This is a genomic window from Williamsia sp. Y721 (assembly GCF_059683565.1).
Genome location: NZ_JCASNH010000003.1, coordinates 104,745 through 124,437, shown reverse-complemented (window position 1 = coordinate 124,437; position 19,693 = coordinate 104,745). Strand labels below are relative to the sequence as shown.

The following is a 19,693-nucleotide window of genomic DNA, read 5'->3' as shown; positions in this document are numbered from 1 at the left end:
GTCCCGGTCTTCTCCCCTTGTGCTCTATCCGATGCGACTATCCGGGGATGGCCGGCCGAAGGTGCGCACCACACACGTCGGAACCATGATCCGCCGCGCTGCGGGTGGACGACTGGCGCGATACTGCGCGGGCGTCTCACCAAATGTCCTCTTGAAACTCGTGGTGAACGAACCAACACTGCGAAGACCAACTGCCACACAGACATCGGCTACCGAATAGTCGGTGTTGCGCAACAGTGCCGCAGCCCGTTCGAGCCGGCGGGTCTGCAGATATGTGTGCGGCGACTGCCCGAAAGTCTTGGCGAATGACCGGGTGAAGTGGGCGCGCGACAACCGCGCCGCGGCCGCCATCTCCTCGACGGTCAGTGCCGTCGAATACTCCGCGTCGATCAGATCCCGGGCCCGCAACAGATGCCGGGTTGTCGAAACACTCGCCACGGCCACCACTATGGCGGATTTTCGGCACGGCGGCCACGGATACCGAACACCGTGAACACCGCCGCGAGTGCGGCAACGATCACCAGCAACGTGAGGCCGACGGTGTAGCTGTGATCGGCCTCGTTGTATGTGGCTCCCATGACCAGCGGCGGGAAGAAGCCGCCGAGCCCGCCTGCGGCACCGACGATGCCGGTGACCGCGCCGACCCTTTTCGCGGGCGCTTCCTTGGCCACCCAACTGAACACCGAGCCCGAGCCCAGACCCATGCACACCGCCATCAGAACGAAGTTGATACCGGCCGGGATCTCGACCGGCGGCTTGGTGATCATCCAGATTGCCAAGCCCGCCGCTCCGATGGTGGCGATCACCGTGATCAGACGCGCACCGAAACGATCGGACAATATGCCGCCTGCGGGCCGCGCGATCACTGCCGCGAGCGCGAATCCGGCGGTTCTGGTACCGGCGCCCTCCAGGTCGAACTCGTAGACCTCGTTGAGGTAGGTGGGCAGGTAGGTCGAGAACGCGACGAAGCCACCGAACGTCGCGGCATAGAGAAAGCTCATCTCCCAGGTGATCGGCAGTTTTGCGGCACCGATGAGTTTGGGGACCACGGCGTCGTGGTTTGACGACCACCGAGGGGAATCGCGCATGAACATCCAGCAGACCGCCGCCATCACCACGAGCGCGGCGACGATGATCAGATGTGTTGTCACATAACCGAACCAGTCGACGAACCGGGGCGTGAAGAACGCGGAAAAGGCGGTGCCGCCCATTCCCATACCGAAGATGCCGGTGGCAAAACCCCTGCGGGACTTGTCATACCAGGCGTTGACGAAGGGTATGCCCACCGCGAACGTGGTTCCGGCGACACCGAGGAAGAATCCCGCGACGATCAAGGTCGCGTAGCTGTCGAAATGCCCACCGATTGCCAACAACACCACAAACGGGACCGACGAGAGCAGCAGCACTGTGAACATCGACCGGCCCCCGAACCGATCGGTGAGTGCACCCGTCAGGATGCGTCCCAGCGAACCCACCAGAATCGGAATCGCCACCAGTACCGACTTCTGTGTCGACGACAAATCCAGGTCATCGGCGTACCGAACTCCGAGCGGGCCGATCAGGTTCCACGCCCAGAAGCTGATCCCGAATGCAACCGTCGCCAGGACGAGGTTGCGGGTCTGTGCACCACGGTCGATCGACGGTTCCGTCGACGTACTCATCGGTCGCGGTCCTTCGTCCCGACCGGAGCCCAGGCCCGCCCGTATGAATGGCTGCCGGAGGCCGACGTCTTGTCACGGCTGCGATAGACGATGTAGGGCCGGAACAGGTAGTGCACGGGAGCGGTCAGCATATGTACCAGTCGGGTGAAGGGCACCATCGCGAACAACAACATCCCGACCAGGACGTGGATGTGAAAACGCAGCGGCGCCTTGTTCATCGCATCGATGTCCGGTTGCAGCAGGAAGATCGAGCGGAACCAGGGAGAGACCGTCTCCCGGTAGTTGACACCTTTCTGGTCTGGAAGGGCGCCGAGCAGGGTGCAATACAAGCCGAGCAGCAGCGCCGACGTCAGGACGAGGTACATCACCTTGTCGTTGCGGGTCGTCGCCATGAACACCGGACCGGTGTGCCGCCTGCGGTAGATGAGGATCACCAGTCCGGCCAAGGTGCAGATACCGGCGATGAGGCCGAAGAACGCGGAGTTCAGGTGGTAGAGGTCTTCGGAGATGCCCAGCGAGTCGGTGAAGGATTCCGGGATGAGCAGACCGATCGCATGTCCGATGATCACCACGAGGATGCCGAAGTGGAAGAGCGGCGAACCAATGCGCAGCAGCCGCGATTCGTAGAGCTCAGACGATCGTGTTGTCCAGCCGAACTTGTCGTACCGGTAACGCCAGACGGTGCCGCCGATCAGGAGCAGCAGAACCAGATACGGGATCGCGCCCCACAGCAGGATGTCCACCGCCCTCACCTCGTCCCGGCGATGGGCAGCAGCCGCGGATCGAACGGCTCGAGGCCGACGGTCTCCACCGGTATCGGAGGACGCATCGCCAGCGCCGCCGCTCTGTCCGCGGGTGACGCACCTGGCAGGGTTGCGCACACCGACTCGAGCACGTCGGCGTACGGCGTGCCGCGGTCGAGCAACCCGAACCGGATCAGTTCGATCGCGACCCGATATCTGGTGAGCACCCCGGCGCCGACCACCGGATCGGCGCGCGCGCAGAACTCGAGCACGATGGGTAAGTGGTCAGGCAATTCGCCACCCAGATCCACGAGAAATCCGCTGTCTCGATAGAGCTGTTTGAACTCGCCGAGCGCCGCGCCACGTCGGCGGGTATCGCCGTCGGTCCAATACGAGAGGTACAGTGTACGTTTGCTCGACAGGTCGAAGACCTCGGCGTACTCGCGGCCCAGCGCGGCCTGATCCGTGGCCGCCAGATGGTCGACGAAGCGTCGCAGCGGCCCGGTGGTGGCCTGGCACTCGATCTCATTCAGTGCCGCCCTGACCAACCCGATCTTCGAGAACAATGCGGCATCGGGGTAGGACAGGCACAGCGATGCCACCTGGTGGACCACCCGATGGTCGGCGCGGCGATCCCCCGGCCACCTCATGGCGCCTTCGTCCGGTCGGGAAACAGGCCTGCGGGAGTGCCGTTTCCGTCCCAGTTCAACAGGTTCACGCGATCCGCCATGCTGCTCGCACCGGCTGCGGTGTCGCTGGTCTGACGCTGCTTGAGCGCGTGGAACGTCTCCACCGACACCGGCACCGCGCGACCACTGGCTTCACCGAACGCGGACGATTCGAACATCCCCGGGCCGCCGTCGTGGTCCAGCGAGCATGCCGTCTCCTCCAGCTTCTCGGCCTGTTCGAGGTGCGCCGTCGGAATCACGTAGCGGTCTTCGTATTTGGCGATGGCCATGAGGCGATACATCTCGTAGACCTCCTCTTCGGACATTCCCACCGATGCCGGGATGCCGGCATCGGGTTCACGTCCAAGGGTGATATCCCGCATGTAAGCGCGCATCGCGGCGAGGCGTTTGAGTACCGAGTCGATGAGGTCGGTGTCACCGGCGGTGAACAATTCGGCGAGGTACTCCACCGGAATTCGCAGTGCGTCGATGGCACCGAACAGGGTGCTCCGGTTCTCGGCGTCGTGCCCCTGCTCGGCCAACAGGTCGACGATCGGTGACAGTGGCGGTACGTACCAGACCATCGGCATGGTGCGGTATTCCGGATGCAGTGGCAGTGCCACCCGAAACTTCTTGGCCAGCGCGTAGATCGGAGAACGGCGCGCGGCGTCGAGCCAGTCGTCCGGGATGCCGTCGGCGCGCGCGGCCGCCGCGACCGCGGGATCGTGGGGGTCGAGGAGCAGATCGAGTTGGGCCTCGTAGAGATCTTGATCGTCGGGTGTGGACGCAGCCTCTGTCACCGCATCGGCGTCGTAGAGAAAGATCCCGAGATATCGCAACCGACCGACACACGTCTCCGAGCACACCGTCGGCTGACCGACCTCGATCCGCGGGTAGCACAATGTGCACTTCTCGGCTTTGCCCGACTTGTGATTGAAATAGATCTTCTTGTACGGACACCCCGTGATGCACTGCCGCCATCCCCGGCATCGGTCCTGGTCGACGAGCACGATCCCGTCTTCACTGCGCTTGTAGATGGCGCCGGACGGACAGGACGCCATGCACGACGGGTTCAGACAGTGCTCGCAGATCCTGGGCAGGTAGAACATGAAGGTCTGTTCGAAACTGAACTTGACCGCATCCTCGCAGTCCCGTCGAAGTTTGGCCACGATCGGGTCCTGATCGCCGTATTCTGTTGCGCCGCCGAGGTTGTCATCCCAGTTGGCCGACCACTTGATGTTGGTGTTCTCACCGGTCAGCAACGATTTGGGTCGGGCAACCGGGAAGTCGTCGCCGAGCGGCGCGTCGATCAGGGTCTGGTAGTCGTAGGTCCAGGGCTCGTAGTAGTCGGCGATGGTCGGCTGGACCGGACTGGCGAACAGCGTGAACAGTTTCTGCAGTCGACCGCCGGTGCGCAATCGCAGTTTGCCCCTGGAGTTCAGGTGCCAACCACCCCGCCATTTCTCCTGGTCTTCGTAACGGCGCGGATACCCCTGTCCCGGACGGGTTTCCACATTGTTGAACCACACATATTCGGTGCCGGCACGGTTTGTCCAAGCCTGCTTGCACGTCACCGAACACGTATGGCACCCGATGCACTTGTCGAGATTCATGACCATGCCCACCTGGGCCATCACACGCATCAGTACTTCACCTCCTGACTGCGTTTGCGAATTGTTGCCACCATGTCGCGTTGATTGCCTGCCGGCCCCAGATAGTTGAAGGCGTAGGACAATTGGGCGTATCCGCCGATCAGATGTGTGGGTTTGACCAGCAGCCGGGTTGCCGAGTTGTGCATGCCGCCGCGCCTCCCGGTGGCCTCCGATTTCGGCACGTCGATCGTGCGGTCCTGTGCGTGGTGGACAAAGGCCACCCCCACCGGCATCCGGTGGCTGACGATCGCACGGCACACCATCACCCCGTTGGCGTTGACGCATTCGATCCAGTCGTTGTCGGCCACCTCGATGGCTGCCGCGTCCTGCGGGCTGATCCATGCGGTCGGACCGCCACGGGACAACGACAGCATGAGCAGGTTGTCCTGGTACTCGGAATGGATCGACCACTTCGAGTGGGGTGTCAGGTATCGGACGGTGATCTGCTGGGCACCGTCCGGTCCCAGCCGGGGTTCGCCGAACAACCGGTGCATGTCCAGCGGGGGCCGGTAGATCGGCAACGACTCACCGATGTCGATCATCCAGTCGTGGTCGAGGTAGAAGTGCATGCGGCCGGTGAGTGTGTGAAATGGCTTGAGCCGTTCGATGTTCTGCGTGAACGGGGCGTAGCGCCTGCCACCGGTCTCCGATCCGGACCACTCCGGGGACGTCAGTACCGCGACCGGTCCCTTCTGGGTGTCGGCAAAGGTGATGCGCCTTTCCTCCGACCCGAGGGCAAGATCGTCGAGCCGCCTGCCCACCCGTCGTTGCAGCTTCCGGAATCCGTCGACGGCCACGGAACCGTTTGTGGTGCCGGAAAAGGTCAGGATCGCGTCGGCAAGTTTGACGTCGGTGTCGATGGCCGGACGCCCTGCTGCGGCCCCGCCCGCCATGACGCCGTGAGAGATGGCTAGCCGGTTGCTCTGCTCCGCGAGGTCGTAGGTGATGTTCTTGACGGTGAATCCCAGGCGCTCGACCAAGGGGCCCACTGTGGCCAATTTGTCGGCGATCGCGGTGTAGTCGCGTTCGACGACGGTGAACGTGGGCATGTTTCGTCCGGGCGCCCCCCGGATGCCGGCCTCCTGCCAGTCGTCCACCCGTCCGTGGGGCGCGGCGATCTCCCCCGGTGTGTCGTGTTGCATTGGCACGCTGACCAGATCTCGCCGCACCCCCAGGTGCGTCTTGGCCAGATCCGAAAACCTCTGGGCGAGAAGGTGGAACAGATCGAAGTCTGATTTGGCCTCCCACGGCGGATCGATGGCAGGCGAGAAGGCGTGCACAAACGGGTGCATGTCGGTCGCGGACAGGTCGTGTTTCTCGTACCAGGTGGCGGCCGGTAACACCACGTCCGAGAGCAGGGTCGTCGACGTCATCCGAAAGTCTGCGGACAGAAGCAGATCAAGCTTGCCTTCAGGCGCTTGGCTGTGCCACAACACATCCCGGGGCCGAGGTGTCGCGGGGTCTTCGGCGCCCATCACGTTGTGATGGGTGCCAAGCAGGTGCCGCAGGAAGTACTCATTGCCTTTCGCCGACGATCCCATCAGGTTCGACCGCCACAGCACGAGCGTCCGGGGCCAGTTCTGCGGAGCATCGATATCGGTGATCGCTGACGTCAGCTCGCCGTTGGAGAGTCGGCGGGCCACATGATCGGCGACACTCTTGTCCACGCCGTCCTCGACCGCGGCGTCGGCTTCGTCTGCGATGTCGAGGGGACTGCGATCGAACTGCGGATAGAACGGCATCCAGCCCAGACGTGCCGACTGCGCGATCGCGTCCGCGGTGTGTTCGTGTGTGAGCGTGCCCCTGGACAACGGTGACGCCAGTGACGTCGTCGAGTACCCGTCGTTGCGCCATTGATCGGTGTGCATGTACCAGTAGGACGTTCCGGCCATCGTGCGCGGCGGCCGCGACCAGTCGAGCGCGTTGGCCAAGGAGATCCAACCGGTGAGGGGTCGGCACTTCTCCTGGCCAACGTAGTGGGCCCAGCCACCCCCGTTTCGACCCATACATCCGGTGAGGATCAACATCGAGAGGATCGCGCGGTAGGTTGCGTCGCCGTGGAACCACTGGCAAATACCCGCTCCCATGATGATCATCGACCGACCGCCGGACTCGACCGAGTTGGTGGCGAACTCACGGGCCACCCGGATGGCCGCCTCCGCGGGCACGCCGGTGATCTCGGCCTGCCACGCGGGCGTGTACGGAGTACTCACATCGTCGTATCCGCTCGCCCACTGCCCCGGCAGACCGCCCCGGCCTACTCCGTATTGGGCGAGCATCAGGTCGAAGACCGTGGTGACAAGATGTCCGTTCACCCGGATCGCCGGAACACCGCGCCGCAGGACCGAGCCCGAGCCGTCGGGGGCATCGAACGCCGGCATCATGATCTCGACGTTGTCGCTGTCGGCACGACCATGCAAACTCAACGCGGGATCGACTGTTCCGAGATCGAGGTTCCACCGCCCCTCGCCGGCCTGCCCGTGGCGAAATCCGATGGACCCGTTGGGAACCACCGGCTCACCCGTGGCCTCGTCCAGGACCACCGTCTTCCAGACGCTGTTCTCGACAGGATCGCCGTGCGAACCGCCCAATTCGTCTGCGGTCAAGAACTTTCCGGGCACGAACCCACCGTCGTGTTCGTCGATATGGATCAAGAAAGGTAGGTCGCTGTAAGTCCGGACATAGTCGATGAAGAAGGGCACCGAACGCCGGACGAAGAACTCGGTGAGAATGACGTGCCCCATCGCCATCGCCAGCGCGCCGTCGGTCCCGGCCTGTGCGGGCAGCCATTCGTCGGCGAACTTGGAGTTGTCGGCGTAGTCGGGACTGACCGTGACCACTTTTGTGCCGCGATAGCGGACCTCGGCCATCCAGTGGGCGTCGGGGGTGCGGGTCACGGGCACGTTGGAGCCCCACATCATCAGATATGTGGCGTCCCACCAGTCGCCCGACTCCGGGACGTCGGTCTGATCCCCGAAGACCTGCGGACTGGCCACCGGCAGGTCGGCGTACCAGTCGTAGAACGACGTCATCACACCGCCGATCAGCTGGACGAATCGGGTCCCGACACAGTGCGAAACGATCGACATCGCCGGAATCGGTGAGAATCCGGCGCAGCGATCCGGTCCGTAGGTCTTGATGGTGTGGACGTGCGCTGCGGCAGCGATCTCGATGGCCTCGTCCCAGGACACCCGAACCAGGCCCCCCTTGCCCCGCGCACGCTGATATGACCTGCGGCGTAACGGGTCGCCGACGACGTCGGCCCAGGCGAGCACCGGGTCGCCCAGGCGGGACTTGGCTTCCCTGAACATTTCGACGAGTACACCGCGGGCATACGGATGACGAACTCGCGTAGGCGAATACGTGTACCACGAGAACGCGGCACCGCGGGGACAACCGCGCGGCTCATACTCCGGACTGTCCGGTCCCACCGACGGATAGTCGGTCTCCTGTGTCTCCCAGCTGATGATGCCGTCTTTGACGTAGACCTTCCACGAGCACGAGCCGGTGCAGTTGACGCCGTGGGTGGAACGGACGATTTTGTCGTGACTCCACCGGTCGCGATAGAAGACGTCGCCGGCACGTCCACCCTCCCGAAAAACCGCACGCGCATCGTCGGTCTCGTCCCACCGCGTGAAGAACTTGCCGAAGTCGAGGAGGGCTTGGGCAGCCGCACCCTGAACGTCAGAAGACCGGGCCATGGAAACATGGTACGAAAGTTCATGGTCCGCAAGAGTGTTTATGGAAGAGAAGAAAAAGTTCGAATCGAACTACCCGATACTGTCCGATTCGAACCCGCCGCTACCGGCCCAACAGTGACAAACGCCCCAAGAGTGACAAACGCTCAGCCGACGGCCCGCTCGCTCTCACTCCAGTACTCCTTGCGCAACGCCTTCTTATCCGGTTTCCCCAGTGCGGTCAGCGGCAGTGACTGCGCGACGATAACGCGTTTCGGCGATTGCACCGCACCCTTCCGGTCTTTCACCGCATCCTGGATCTCCGAGATCATCGCCGTGATCGAGACGTCGTCGGTCAACGCATCGCTGCGCAGCACCACGATCGCGGTCACGGCCTCACCCCACTTCTCGTCGGGAACGCCGATCACACCGACCTGAGCAACCGAAGGATGCTCGGCCACAACGTCTTCGACTTCCCTGGGGAAGACGTTGAAGCCGCCGGTGACGATCATGTCCTTGGTGCGATCGACGATGAACCAGAATCCGTCCTCGTCCTCGCGGGCCACATCGCCGGTTCGAAGCCAGCCATCCCGGAACGCTTCGGCGGTCGCCTCCGGAAGTCCCCAGTAGCCGCCCGCGAGGAGTGGACCGGCAACACAGATCTCACCTGGCTCCCCCACCGGAACCGGTTTGCCGTCGTCACCGAGCAGAGCGGTACGCAGGAATGCCGAGGGCCGGCCACAACTCGACAGTCGCTTCTCGTCGTGGGCGTCCTTGGGCAGATAGCTGATCACCATCGGCGCCTCGGATTGGCCGTAGTACTGGGCAAAGATGGGCCCGAACCGCTCGATGGCCTCGGCCAGCCGCACCGGGTTGATCGCCGAGGCGCCGTAGTACACCGTCTGCAACGACGACAGATCACGCGTGCGCGAATCCGGATGGTCCAGCAGGGCATACAGCATCGACGGAACCAGCATGGTGGCCGTGATCTTCTGCTCCTCGATCGTCCGCAGCACCTCTGCCGGATCGAACTTGGCCAGCACCACCATCGAGCCACCCTTCATCAGGGTGGGCACAAAGAAGGCCGCACCCGCATGCGACAACGGTGTGCACATCAGAAAGCGTGGATGTTCGGGCCATTCCCATTCGGCCAGCTGGATCTGGGTCATCGTCGCCATGGCCGACGCAGTCCCGATGACGCCCTTCGGTTTTCCGGTGGTACCACCGGTATAGGTGATCGAGACGATGTGGTCCGGTGCCAGATCCGCGGCGACCAGCGGTCGTGGATCGAATCGCCGGGCCTCGGCGGTCACGTCTCGTGCGACGTCGGCGAGTTCGGCCGGCACCGGCCCGAGCGTCAAGACCTGCTTGAGGCTGTCGACCCGCTGCAACAACGCCACCGCCCGTTCGACGAACATCGGCACCGGGTCGATGACCAAAGTCGCGATCTGCGCGTCGCCGAGAACGTACGCGTGATCATCGAGCGAGCCCAGCGGGTGCAGCGCGGTCCGGCGCCATCCCTGTGTCTGACCGGCGCCGATGACGAACAGCACCTCCGGCCGGTTCAGTGCGAGCAGTCCGACCGCGGTACCGGAACCGGCACCGAGCGACTCGAAGGCCTGCGCGTAAGTACTGACTTGCGCAGCCATCTCACCGCCGGTCAGCGTGGTGTCCCCCAGGAACAGAACCGGATCGTTGTGATGTCGCTTGAGTGCAGCCACCATCAGGTGGCCGAGGTGGGTGCCGCCGCGTAGGTGATCGAATTCGGTGGTCGCGTCCGCAGAATCAGTCATGCTGAACACACTAGAACGTGTTCTAGATTTGTGGAAGCATTCCGGTTGCGTGCCCGGCGAGTCCACCCGGCATGATTTGTCCCATGAGCACGGATACCGAACGCACGTCACCCACCCTGACCGTTTCCGCCGTCTGCTTCCACAACGGCGCTTCACAGGTGCTGACCGTCAGGAAGTCCGGTACCACCGCTTTCATGCTGCCCGGCGGCAAGCTCGAGGCCGGCGAAAGCCCGATCGAGGCAGCGGTACGCGAAGTGCTCGAAGAGATCGGCATCGAGATCGCGCCGCAGGACCTGACCGAGCTCGGGACCTTCACCGCCGCGGCAGCCAACGAAGCCGACACCCTGGTGTGCGGCCACATCTTCTGCGCCGAGCTGACCGGTGAACCGCAGCCTGCCGGAGAGATCGCGGAATTACGCTGGTATGACCGCACGGACACATCACCGCAGCTCGCGCCCCTGCTACGCGATCACATCTTCCCCGCGCTCATCGCCGACAAACCATCCCCGGAGAAAAATTGACCTCCGTGACCTCGGCGCGGACAGTGAAGGGATGCGGTTTCGGCATACCGAGCGCGACGATCTTGTTCTGATCCAAAAGTGGCTGGGCAATCCCCATGTCGCCCGTTTCTGGAATCACGACACCTCTGATGAAGCGGTCGAACGCGATTTCGGCGGGAGCATCGACGGGACCGAACCGTGCGAAGACTTCATCGTTCTCTACGAAGATCTCCCCATCGGACTGATCCAGCGGTACTTTTTTGCCGACTATCCAGATGATCTCGCCGAACTGGAAACCCTGCTCAGGGTGCCCGAGTTCGCCATGTCGATCGACTACTTCATCGGCGAAGCCGAGATGACCGGCCGCGGCTACGGAACGCTGATGATCCGCCGAATGGTGGAGATCTGCTGGGTTGATCGACCCAAGACCACGGCAATCATCGTCCCGGTGGCCGTCACCAATCCCGCGTCGTGGCGAGCTCTGCTGTCGGCGGGCTTCACCCAGGTCGCCACCGGTTACCTCAAACCGGACAATCCGATCGACGACGGACAGCACCACGCCTTCCGCATCGACCGGCCGTCCGGTCGCTGACACCACAAACCGGACAGGTTGGGGCCGGACGCAACCAATCCGTAACACCCGGTCAACTCTGCTTTCCATCGTCACTGCGACGAAACGAGTCCGTTACCGACCGTTCGTAGAGTTCGCAGGTCAGGGCTTATTGCACCAGTGAGACCCGCGAGAAGGGCAATGAACGAATGAGCGGAAACAATATCCGGCTTGCCGCCATCACTGCAGTCGAGGCGTACCAGCCTCCTCCGGTCAGTTTCGATATCACCGAGGCGCCGGGAGACATCTTCGGCGCAAACGTCTTCAACAAGTCGGTCATGATGAAGCGGCTGCCGAAGAACGTCTACAAGTCGGTGATCTCCACCATCGAAAAGGGCAGCAAACTCGACCCGGCCGTCGCCGACGCCGTAGCGTCCGCGATGAAGGACTGGGCGCTCGAGAAGGGCGCCACCCACTACGCCCACGTCTTCTATCCGCTCACCGGGCTGACCGCTGAAAAGCACGACAGCTTCCTCGAACCGTCGAGCGACGGCTCGACTCTCGCCGAGTTCCAGGGCAAAACCCTGATCCAGGGTGAACCAGATGCCTCCAGCTTCCCGAACGGCGGCCTGCGCAACACTTTCGAAGCCCGCGGCTATACCGGCTGGGATGTCACGAGTCCGGCTTACGTGCTCGAGAATCCGAACGGCAACACCCTGTGCATCCCAACCGTGTTCGTCTCGATGACCGGTGAAGCACTCGACCACAAAACCCCGATTCTGCGCTCACAGCAGGCCATGGGTAAACATGCGGAGCGGGTGCTGAAGCTGTTCGGGCACGCCAATCCCGGCAATGTCGTCGCCTTCTGTGGACCGGAGCAGGAATACTTCCTGGTCGATCGCCACTTCTTCCTGGCGCGTCCCGATCTGCTCAATGCCGGGCGAACTCTGTTCGGCACCAAACCCCCCAAGGGGCAGGAATTCGACGACCACTACTTCGGCGCTATCCCCGAACGAGTACTCGGCTTCATGATGGACACCGAGCGCGAACTCTTCAAGCTCGGTATCCCCGCCAAGACTCGTCACAACGAGGTTGCACCGGGCCAGTTCGAGATTGCGCCGATGTTCGAACGCGGCAACATCGCGGCAGACCACCAGCAGCTCCTGATGACGACGTTCAAAACGGTCGCCAAAAAGCACGGCATGGAATGCCTCTTCCACGAGAAGCCTTTTGACGGTGTCAACGGTTCGGGCAAGCACGTCAACTTCTCGTTCGGCAACGACAAGTTCGGCAGCCTCCTGGTACCCGGCGACACCCCGCACGAGAACGCACAGTTCCTCGTGTTCTGTGCGGCCGTCATCCGGGCGGTGCATCTGCATGCCGGGCTGCTTCGGGTGTCGGTGGCATCGGCGACCAACGATCACCGCCTGGGCGCCAATGAGGCTCCCCCGGCCATCGTCTCGATCTTCCTCGGCGAGCAACTGGCCGACGTCTTCGATCAGATCGCCAAGGGTGCGGCAACATCGTCAAAGGGCAAGGGCACCATGCTCATCGGTGTCGACACATTGCCGGTACTGCCCACCGACCCCGGCGATCGGAACCGGACCAGCTCGTTTGCGTTCACCGGTAACCGATTCGAATTCCGTGCTCCGGGATCGATGCAGACCGTCAGCGAGCCCATGGTCGTACTCAACACGATCATGGCCGATTCACTCGACTACTGCGCCACCGTGCTCGAGACGGCCATCGCCGAAGGCGTCGAATTCGACTCTGCCGTACAGACACTCCTCACCGACATCATCACCGAGCACGGCGCCGTCGTGTTCAACGGTGACGGCTACTCCGACAACTGGCCGATCGAGGCGCAGTCGCGGGGTCTCCCGAACCTGAAGACAACCGTCGACGCACTGCCCGAGTTGATCTCGGAGTCGTCGATCGAATTGTTCTCCAAGTACGGAGTTTTCAACGATCGCGAGATGTACAGCCGCTACGAGATCGGCCTGGAACAGTACATCCTGACCATCGCAGTCGAGGCCAAGCTGACCCTGGAAATCGGTTCGACGCTGGTCATGCCTGCCGCCATCCGGTACCAGACCGAGATCGCCACCAACGTGGGCGCCCTCAAAGCCGCCGGTATCGAACCAGACATCACATTGCTGAACATGGTCACCGAGCCGATGAAAGAGCTGACCGCAGCTTTGGCGGCCCTGAAATCAGCACTCGGTGTCCACGTCGAAGGCAGCCTCGAAGAGGCCAAGTACGCACGGGACACCTTGCTTCCCGCGATGGCCGCGGTCCGACTCGCGGCAGACACCCTCGAAAGTGTTGTCGCCGACGATCTCTGGCCTCTCCCGACCTACCAGGAGATGCTCTACATCCTCTGATTCGCCGATCTGATCGGCTACCGACACCAACCGAGCCGCCGTACACCCTCGTGTACGGCGGTTCGGTTGTCGGTGGCGCCCGCTCTCCTGCGTGCTACTTGCTTTGCTGATGCTCCACGAAATCGAAGAGCCGGAACTCGGAGCCGGGATCGGTACGAGTCGCGGTGGTGGGCGTCCGGTTCGGGGCATCGGCGTGGATGCGCGCCACGATCTCGTCCAGGTCGTCGCCCTCGAGGGTGTAGGCCGCCATGTATCGGTACTTCGGGTCGTCTTCCCGCGAGCGGTACCGCGTTGCGCTCTGAACCCCTTCCAGCGACAGGATCTCGGGAAGGTGATGGTTGCTGTACCACCGATTCATCTCCTCGTCCGACTCATCGTCGCGGGGGTGGGTGAAGGCGATGTACAAACCTTTGGCCATGGTGTCTCCCAGATCATCTCGATGTACTGCAGTGAATTGAATGTGTCAGCCCGGGAACGTGCCGGCGCGGGACAGTTGACCCGGGACCGTCGTGTCCAGCATCTCGCCGAGCCGCAGCGCCCCCGACATCAGCAACTCGACGTCGAGACCGGTTCGCACGCCGCTGCGTTCGAGGAGATACCAAAGATCCTCGGTGGCGATATTTCCGGTTGCGGCGGGTGCGAAGGGACATCCACCGATCCCGCCGAGGCTGGCATCGAGCGCCGACGCCCCGGACTGCAACGCGACGAGGGCATTGGCATACCCGGTGTTGCGGGTGTTGTGGAAGTGCCACCGAACCGGCAGGCCTGCCGCCTCTTTCGCTGCGTACTCCGCGAGTTCGACCACCTGCGCCGGAACGCCGACACCGATCGTATCGGCCAGCGCCACCTCGTCGGGTTGGGCGTCCACACACTGCTTGATGAGTTCGCCGACCCGGGCCGCCGGGACCTCACCCTCGAACGGACAGCCGAATGCGGCCGCAATGGTCACCGTCGTCTTGAGTCCGGCGCCTTTCGCACGCGTGGCCAGACTCGACCAGAGCGCAATACCTTCTGTGGTGGTGGTGCCCTGATTGCGAGCACTGAACGTATCGGAGGCCACCACAACGATATTGACCTCGTCGAGGCCGGCAGCGATGGCCCGGTCGAGGCCGCGCTCGTTCAACACCAATCCAATCCAGGAGACCTCCCCGCGCGGGAGGGCCGCGGCGAGCGCCTCGGCATCCGCCATCTGCGGGACGCGCCCCGGGTGTACGAAGCTGGTTGCCTCGATGCGCCGCAGACCGGCACCGACCAGGTTGTTGATGAGTTCGAGCTTGGCCCCCGTCGACAACAGCGTTGCCTCGTTCTGCAACCCATCACGGGGTGACACCTCGACGATCGTCACCGACTGGGGCTCTTTCGTTTCGCGCGACACTTCAGTTCCCATGCCCAGATTTTCCCGCAGGTTTCGAATGTATGCAAGTTGAATGTTGCAGGTGTGTAAATCGACAGAAATTGGCTCAGATAAGCCATTTTTGGTTGTCTGAGTCGAACACCCGCGATAGGATGTATGCAATCGAGGGAGGTACTTGGTGTCGCAAGCATCGCAAAGCGTGACTGATCTTCTACGCGCCAAAATCGTGGAGGGTCAGTGGAACGCAGGCGACCGGCTGGGCGAAGTGGAACTGGCAGCCCTACTCAACGTCAGCCGCACTCCGATACGCGAGGCGTTGGCACGCCTTGCCGCAGAAGGCCTGGTGGTGATGTCACCCAACAAGGGCGCCCGCGTTGCAACATGGACTGCGGAGCGGCTGACCGAGATCTTCGATCTCCGACTCCTTTTGGAGCCGGTCGCCACCGCTATGGCCGTCGGGCGGCTGTCGGACAAGGAGATCGACAAACTCGAAGAACTGGCCGGCCACATGCAGCACCTCGGCAGGGCCGATGGTGACCGGGACTTCCCGGCAATCGCACAACTGAACCGCCAGTTCCACGCCATTCTGACCGAGAAGACCCAAAGCAGCCAGCTCGCAGCGACACTCACCTCCGTCAGGCATATCAATCTCGCAACCGTGAACTACAAACACTTCGAAGAAGACGCTCTGTCCCGCAGCCTGTCTCACCACTTCGAGATCGTTGCCGCGGTCCGAGCCGGCAACCCGGAGTGGGCCGAGTCCGTGATGCGCTGTCACATACACAACGCTCGCGCCGGAATGCTCCGACCGGACACCGGACAGACATCGGGGGTCGGGATCTTCAAAGGCATTGGCGCCGTCCTGGACTGATCAGTCATATCTGACGACGACCGACAAAGGTCGTCACCACAATCCACATCCCGGGACATGCGACCGGGGTCGAATTCGTATGCCGTTCGCGCACAGCACAGCTCGATTCTCGATCGGGCTCCAACCGCAGAGGAAGTTGATATGTCCACCTCACACATCGAAGGAAACGAGACCCCGGACCAGTCGGGTCCGCTCTCCGATCTCAGGGTCATCGAGATGGGCCAGCTACTGGCAGGCCCGTTCTGCGGCCAGCTGCTCGCCGATTTCGGCGCCGAGGTCATCAAGCTCGAAGATCCGGGCAAGGGCGACCCGATGCGTCAGTGGGGCCGCGAGAGCTCGCAAGGCCAGTCGCTGTGGTGGCCCGTTGTGGCGCGCAACAAGAAGTCGGTGACCTGCAACCTCCGCACCCCTGAAGGACAGCAGATCGCCCGCGATCTCATTGCCTCGGCGGATATCCTGATCGAGAACTTCCGACCGGGAACCCTCGAACGGTGGGGCCTGAGCTACGAAGAACTCAGTGCCGTCAACCCCAAACTGATCATGGTGCGCGTCACCGGCTACGGCCAGACCGGTCCATACTCACCGCGTGCGGGCTACGGCTCGATCGGCGAGGCCATGGGCGGATTGCGTCACATCACCGGCGATCCGGACAGCCTGCCCAGCCGCACCGGAATCTCGATCGGTGACTCGCTGGCTGCGGTGTTCGCCACGATTGGCGCATTGGTGGCCCTGCACGGCGTGCAGCGAACCGGCCGCGGACAGGTGGTCGACTCGGCGATCTACGAAGCCGTGCTCGCCATGATGGAATCCACTGTGCCCGAATACGAATTGACCGGTTACCAGCGCGAGCGCACCGGGTCGATTCTCCCCAATGTCGCGCCGAGCAACGTCTACCCGACCGCCGACGACAGCAGCATCCTGATCGCCGCCAACCAGGACACCGTCTTCGCACGCCTGGTTGATGCCATGGGTCGGCCCGAACTGGCATCCGATCCCCGGTACTTCAATCACACCGAACGTGGCATCCGGCAGACCGAACTCGACGACCTGATCGCAGAGTGGACGCGCACACAGGAGTCCGAGAAGTTGCTGGTGCTCCTCGAGGAAAAAGGTGTGCCCGCCGGACGGATATACCAGGCCCGGGACATGATGAACGATCCACACTTCATCGCCCGCGAGGCGATTGTGAAGGTGCAGCACAAGCTGTTCGGCGAGTTCCCGGTGCAGAACGTGGCACCGAAACTGTCCTCGACGCCGGGCTCGATCAGGTGGCTCGGCCCGGAACTCGGCGAGCACACCGCCGAAATCCTGACCTCCGCGCTGAACCGGACAGCACAGGAAATCGCGGATCTGCGCAGTTCAGGCGCGATCTGAACCGTTTGGTCCAGATGTAACGCAGCCGCAACCACGTCTCCATTTTGTATGCAAGACTAACTAACCAAGTACTCCCGCTGCGACATTTCATCGTAAGAATCCGCAACACGGGATCGTAGAGAGGACCGATTTACATGCCTGCATGGAAGCAGAACACCGCAGCCGAATTGAGTGCCGAATCGCTGGCGGCCCTGATACGCAACGAGATCCCCGCGATCCGCATCGAAAACTTCGCCACCGCTGACGAATGCGCCGCGTTCTCACAGGCCGTACACACCTCCCCCGACCTCAAGTCGTACAGCGTTGCAACACCGACCCACTACCTCGGATTGGTCATGTACGAGTACCGCCAGGATGGCGGCCGCAAAGCCGAATTCTTCGACGCCGTGCCGGCCGCCGTTGCCGCGCAAGAAAAGCTCTACGCACAATCGGTCGATGTCCCGGAACGCTTCCGTACGATGCTCGGCGAGTACCACCCGCACGGCGAAATCCGCGTGCCCACCGAGCCGGGGTTTGGCGATTACTGCCCCGTCGTCGTGCGCATCGCCTCCAACGGCGTGCACTTGCACGCCGACTACGCCCCGTACAACTCGCCCGACTGGGCGATCGGCGAGATCGAGGACCAGATCACCTGGAACCTCTACACCCAGTGCCCTTCCGCAGGCGGCGAGACCACCGTCTACAACAGCCCGTGGATTCCGGCCGAAGGTGAAGATCCCGCGCGCGGATTGCCCAGCGGCGACATCGAATCCGACAGTTCGATCGAAAGCTTCACCTTTGCACCGAAGGTCGGCGAGGTTGTTCTGTTCAACCCCCGCAACCCCCACAGGATCTCGGCAGGCGAAAACTCCGCCGAGGGTCGGGTGTCGATCGGATCGTTCCTCGGCACCAAGGACAACGACCTCCTGATGTGGTCCTGACCCCACCATCACAGTTCGAAGCCCAAAAAGTTCTACAGCCCAACAATATTGAAGGAGAAACCATGGCGATCGACATCGAAGATCGGATGATCAAGCCCAGCGGACGCTTGTTCACCAAAAACTCGGACATCCCGTCGGATCCGGTCAGTTTGATCGAGGACACCGTCGAAGAGGGTGAACTGACCGTCCGCGCGCTGATGGTCGGCCAGGACATGATCTTTGTCGAGGCCTTCAAGGGCAAGGGCATGGTCGACCCGATGCATCAGCACGACGATCACGAGTCCATCGGATACTGTCTGAGCGGCAAGCTTCGCCTGGTGATCGGCGGCGAAGAGTTCATCGCAGAGGCCGGCGACACCTGGCTGCACCCGCGCGGAGTGCCGCACATGAGCGAAGCCCTCGAGGACACCATCCAGCTGGAGATCAAGTCCCCGCCCCGTAAGACCTGGTACACCGACGCCGAGCTCGCCGAGCGAGCAAAGCGGTAGGCCCCCAGACCTGCCGAAAAACCTTCCCCCCCAAGGTGATTTCGGCGGACGAGCAGCGCCCCGGCCTCGGCCGGGGCGCTGCTTTGTTTCCCCGGTACCACCGGCACAGCAAAGCGGGGCCCTTCGAATGCGCGAACATTCGAAGGACCCCGCTGCGCGAGAAGGTGCGGGTTACCTGTTGTTACGCAGCGCCGTTGGTGGCACCCGAACCGGCCAGTGGGCCGATGGTCTCACCGGTGATGTACTTCGACTCCGGCGAGACGAGGAATGCGATGGTCCGCGAGACGTCGATCGGCTCGATCCACGGCACACCCATCGGGTTGATGACGTATGCGGATTCGATCTGTTCGATGGTCGGGTTCTCGATACCCGGCAGGAACAACGCCTCGCACGATGCGTTGCGGATCATGTCGGTGTTGACGTTGGTCGGGGTGACAGCGTTGACGGTCACGCCGGACTGGGCCAATTCCATTGCCGCAGACTTCACCAGGCCGATGACGCCCCACTTGGCGGCGCAGTAGTGGCCGAGGTTGTTGAATCCGATGTGCCCGCCACCCGACGAGGTTGCCACGACACGTCCGTAGCCTGCCTTCGCCATGTGCGGCAGTACCGCGCGGAAGGAGTTGAAGACACCCGTCAGGTTGATGTCGACGGTCTCACCCCAGACCTCGGCGCTCATCTCGGCAACCGGCACAGCGGTCATGATGCCTGCGTTGGCGAGCAGGATGTCGATCTTGCCCCACTTCTCGACGACCTCGTCGGCAAAGGCGATGAGCCCGTCCAGATCCCGCACGTCGATCTGGCGCGCCAGAACCTTACGTCCCAGCCCTTCGATGAGGCCGACCGTCTCGTCCAGATCAGCCTGCGTGGCCATTCCGTACGGGGTGGTTGCGTTGTCTTTGAGCGAATCGATGATGACGATGTCAGCACCCTGTTCGGCGAGATGAACCGCATGCGAGCGGCCCTGTCCACGCGCTCCACCGGTGATGAAGGCGACCTGTCCGTCAAACTTACCCATGTTCAAATCCTGTTCTCATTGATGATCATTCGGTCAAAAA

At 62.7% G+C, this 19,693-nt stretch carries 17 protein-coding genes; 7 read left to right on the top strand and 10 right to left on the bottom strand.

Annotation, left to right across the window (positions count from 1 at the left end; translation table 11 throughout):
* Window positions 1–24 precede the first annotated feature (24 nt).
* The 7 genes from AC56PL_RS15235 to fadD8 all read right to left on the bottom strand — a co-directional run bounded on the left by AC56PL_RS15235 (window position 25) and on the right by fadD8 (window position 10,194).
* Window positions 25–438 (bottom strand): helix-turn-helix domain-containing protein, encoded by a 414-nt coding sequence (locus tag AC56PL_RS15235; protein WP_495516199.1) that lies wholly within the window; start codon window positions 436–438, stop codon window positions 25–27.
* Window positions 439–446: 8 nt separating this feature from the next.
* Complete coding sequence (locus AC56PL_RS15230) at window positions 447–1,661, bottom strand: MFS transporter (RefSeq protein ID WP_495516198.1); 1,215 nt, start codon at window positions 1,659–1,661, stop codon at window positions 447–449.
* The gene (gene narI / locus AC56PL_RS15225; RefSeq protein WP_495516197.1) at window positions 1,658–2,404 is read right to left on the bottom strand and encodes a respiratory nitrate reductase subunit gamma; all 747 of its coding nucleotides are present in this window, start codon (window positions 2,402–2,404) and stop codon (window positions 1,658–1,660) included. Before narI ends, AC56PL_RS15230 begins: the two co-directional genes overlap by 4 nt.
* 5 nt (window positions 2,405–2,409) lie before the next feature.
* Complete coding sequence (gene narJ, locus AC56PL_RS15220) at window positions 2,410–3,054, bottom strand: nitrate reductase molybdenum cofactor assembly chaperone (RefSeq protein WP_497154374.1); 645 nt, start codon at window positions 3,052–3,054, stop codon at window positions 2,410–2,412.
* On the bottom strand, window positions 3,051–4,715 hold the full coding sequence (narH, locus tag AC56PL_RS15215) for a nitrate reductase subunit beta (protein WP_497154373.1): 1,665 nt from the start codon (window positions 4,713–4,715) through the stop codon (window positions 3,051–3,053). Before narH ends, narJ begins: the two co-directional genes overlap by 4 nt.
* On the bottom strand, window positions 4,715–8,425 hold the full coding sequence (locus tag AC56PL_RS15210) for a nitrate reductase subunit alpha (protein WP_497154372.1): 3,711 nt from the start codon (window positions 8,423–8,425) through the stop codon (window positions 4,715–4,717). Before AC56PL_RS15210 ends, narH begins: the two co-directional genes overlap by 1 nt.
* A gap of 143 nt (window positions 8,426–8,568) precedes the next feature.
* Entirely contained in the window at window positions 8,569–10,194 is a 1,626-nt protein-coding gene (fadD8, locus tag AC56PL_RS15205; RefSeq protein WP_495516193.1) for a fatty-acid--CoA ligase FadD8, read from the bottom strand.
* A gap of 83 nt (window positions 10,195–10,277) precedes the next feature.
* Here fadD8 and AC56PL_RS15200 point away from each other — a divergent pair, with 83 nt between their 5' ends.
* From AC56PL_RS15200 to AC56PL_RS15190, 3 genes are all read left to right on the top strand, one after another.
* Complete coding sequence (locus tag AC56PL_RS15200; RefSeq protein WP_495516192.1) at window positions 10,278–10,715, top strand: NUDIX domain-containing protein; 438 nt, start codon at window positions 10,278–10,280, stop codon at window positions 10,713–10,715.
* A 31-nt stretch (window positions 10,716–10,746) separates the two neighbouring features.
* Window positions 10,747–11,286 (top strand): GNAT family N-acetyltransferase, encoded by a 540-nt coding sequence (locus tag AC56PL_RS15195; protein ID WP_495516191.1) that lies wholly within the window; start codon window positions 10,747–10,749, stop codon window positions 11,284–11,286.
* A 167-nt stretch (window positions 11,287–11,453) separates the two neighbouring features.
* Entirely contained in the window at window positions 11,454–13,628 is a 2,175-nt protein-coding gene (locus AC56PL_RS15190; RefSeq protein WP_495516190.1) for a glutamine synthetase III domain-containing protein, read from the top strand.
* Window positions 13,629–13,722: 94 nt separating this feature from the next.
* Here the strand turns inward: AC56PL_RS15190 and AC56PL_RS15185 are convergent, their stop codons facing one another.
* Window positions 13,723–14,046: a DUF4286 family protein gene (locus AC56PL_RS15185; protein ID WP_495516189.1), complete on the bottom strand. Its 324-nt coding sequence runs from the start codon at window positions 14,044–14,046 to the stop codon at window positions 13,723–13,725.
* A gap of 45 nt (window positions 14,047–14,091) precedes the next feature.
* Window positions 14,092–15,015: a hydroxymethylglutaryl-CoA lyase gene (locus AC56PL_RS15180; protein ID WP_495516188.1), complete on the bottom strand. Its 924-nt coding sequence runs from the start codon at window positions 15,013–15,015 to the stop codon at window positions 14,092–14,094.
* A gap of 166 nt (window positions 15,016–15,181) precedes the next feature.
* Here AC56PL_RS15180 and AC56PL_RS15175 point away from each other — a divergent pair, with 166 nt between their 5' ends.
* The 4 genes from AC56PL_RS15175 (at window position 15,182) to AC56PL_RS15160 (ending at window position 18,635) form a co-directional block, all read left to right on the top strand.
* On the top strand, window positions 15,182–15,853 hold the full coding sequence (locus tag AC56PL_RS15175) for an FCD domain-containing protein (RefSeq protein ID WP_495516187.1): 672 nt from the start codon (window positions 15,182–15,184) through the stop codon (window positions 15,851–15,853).
* A 141-nt stretch (window positions 15,854–15,994) separates the two neighbouring features.
* Window positions 15,995–17,227 (top strand): CoA transferase, encoded by a 1,233-nt coding sequence (locus tag AC56PL_RS15170; protein WP_495516186.1) that lies wholly within the window; start codon window positions 15,995–15,997, stop codon window positions 17,225–17,227.
* Between the two features lie 134 nt (window positions 17,228–17,361).
* Window positions 17,362–18,147 (top strand): 2OG-Fe(II)-dependent halogenase WelO5 family protein, encoded by a 786-nt coding sequence (locus tag AC56PL_RS15165; RefSeq protein ID WP_495516185.1) that lies wholly within the window; start codon window positions 17,362–17,364, stop codon window positions 18,145–18,147.
* A gap of 62 nt (window positions 18,148–18,209) precedes the next feature.
* Complete coding sequence (locus AC56PL_RS15160) at window positions 18,210–18,635, top strand: cupin domain-containing protein (RefSeq protein ID WP_495516184.1); 426 nt, start codon at window positions 18,210–18,212, stop codon at window positions 18,633–18,635.
* A gap of 181 nt (window positions 18,636–18,816) precedes the next feature.
* Here AC56PL_RS15160 and AC56PL_RS15155 read toward each other — a convergent pair whose 3' ends face one another.
* The gene (locus AC56PL_RS15155; RefSeq protein WP_495516183.1) at window positions 18,817–19,653 is read right to left on the bottom strand and encodes a mycofactocin-coupled SDR family oxidoreductase; all 837 of its coding nucleotides are present in this window, start codon (window positions 19,651–19,653) and stop codon (window positions 18,817–18,819) included.
* Between the last annotated feature and the right edge of the window lie 40 nt (window positions 19,654–19,693).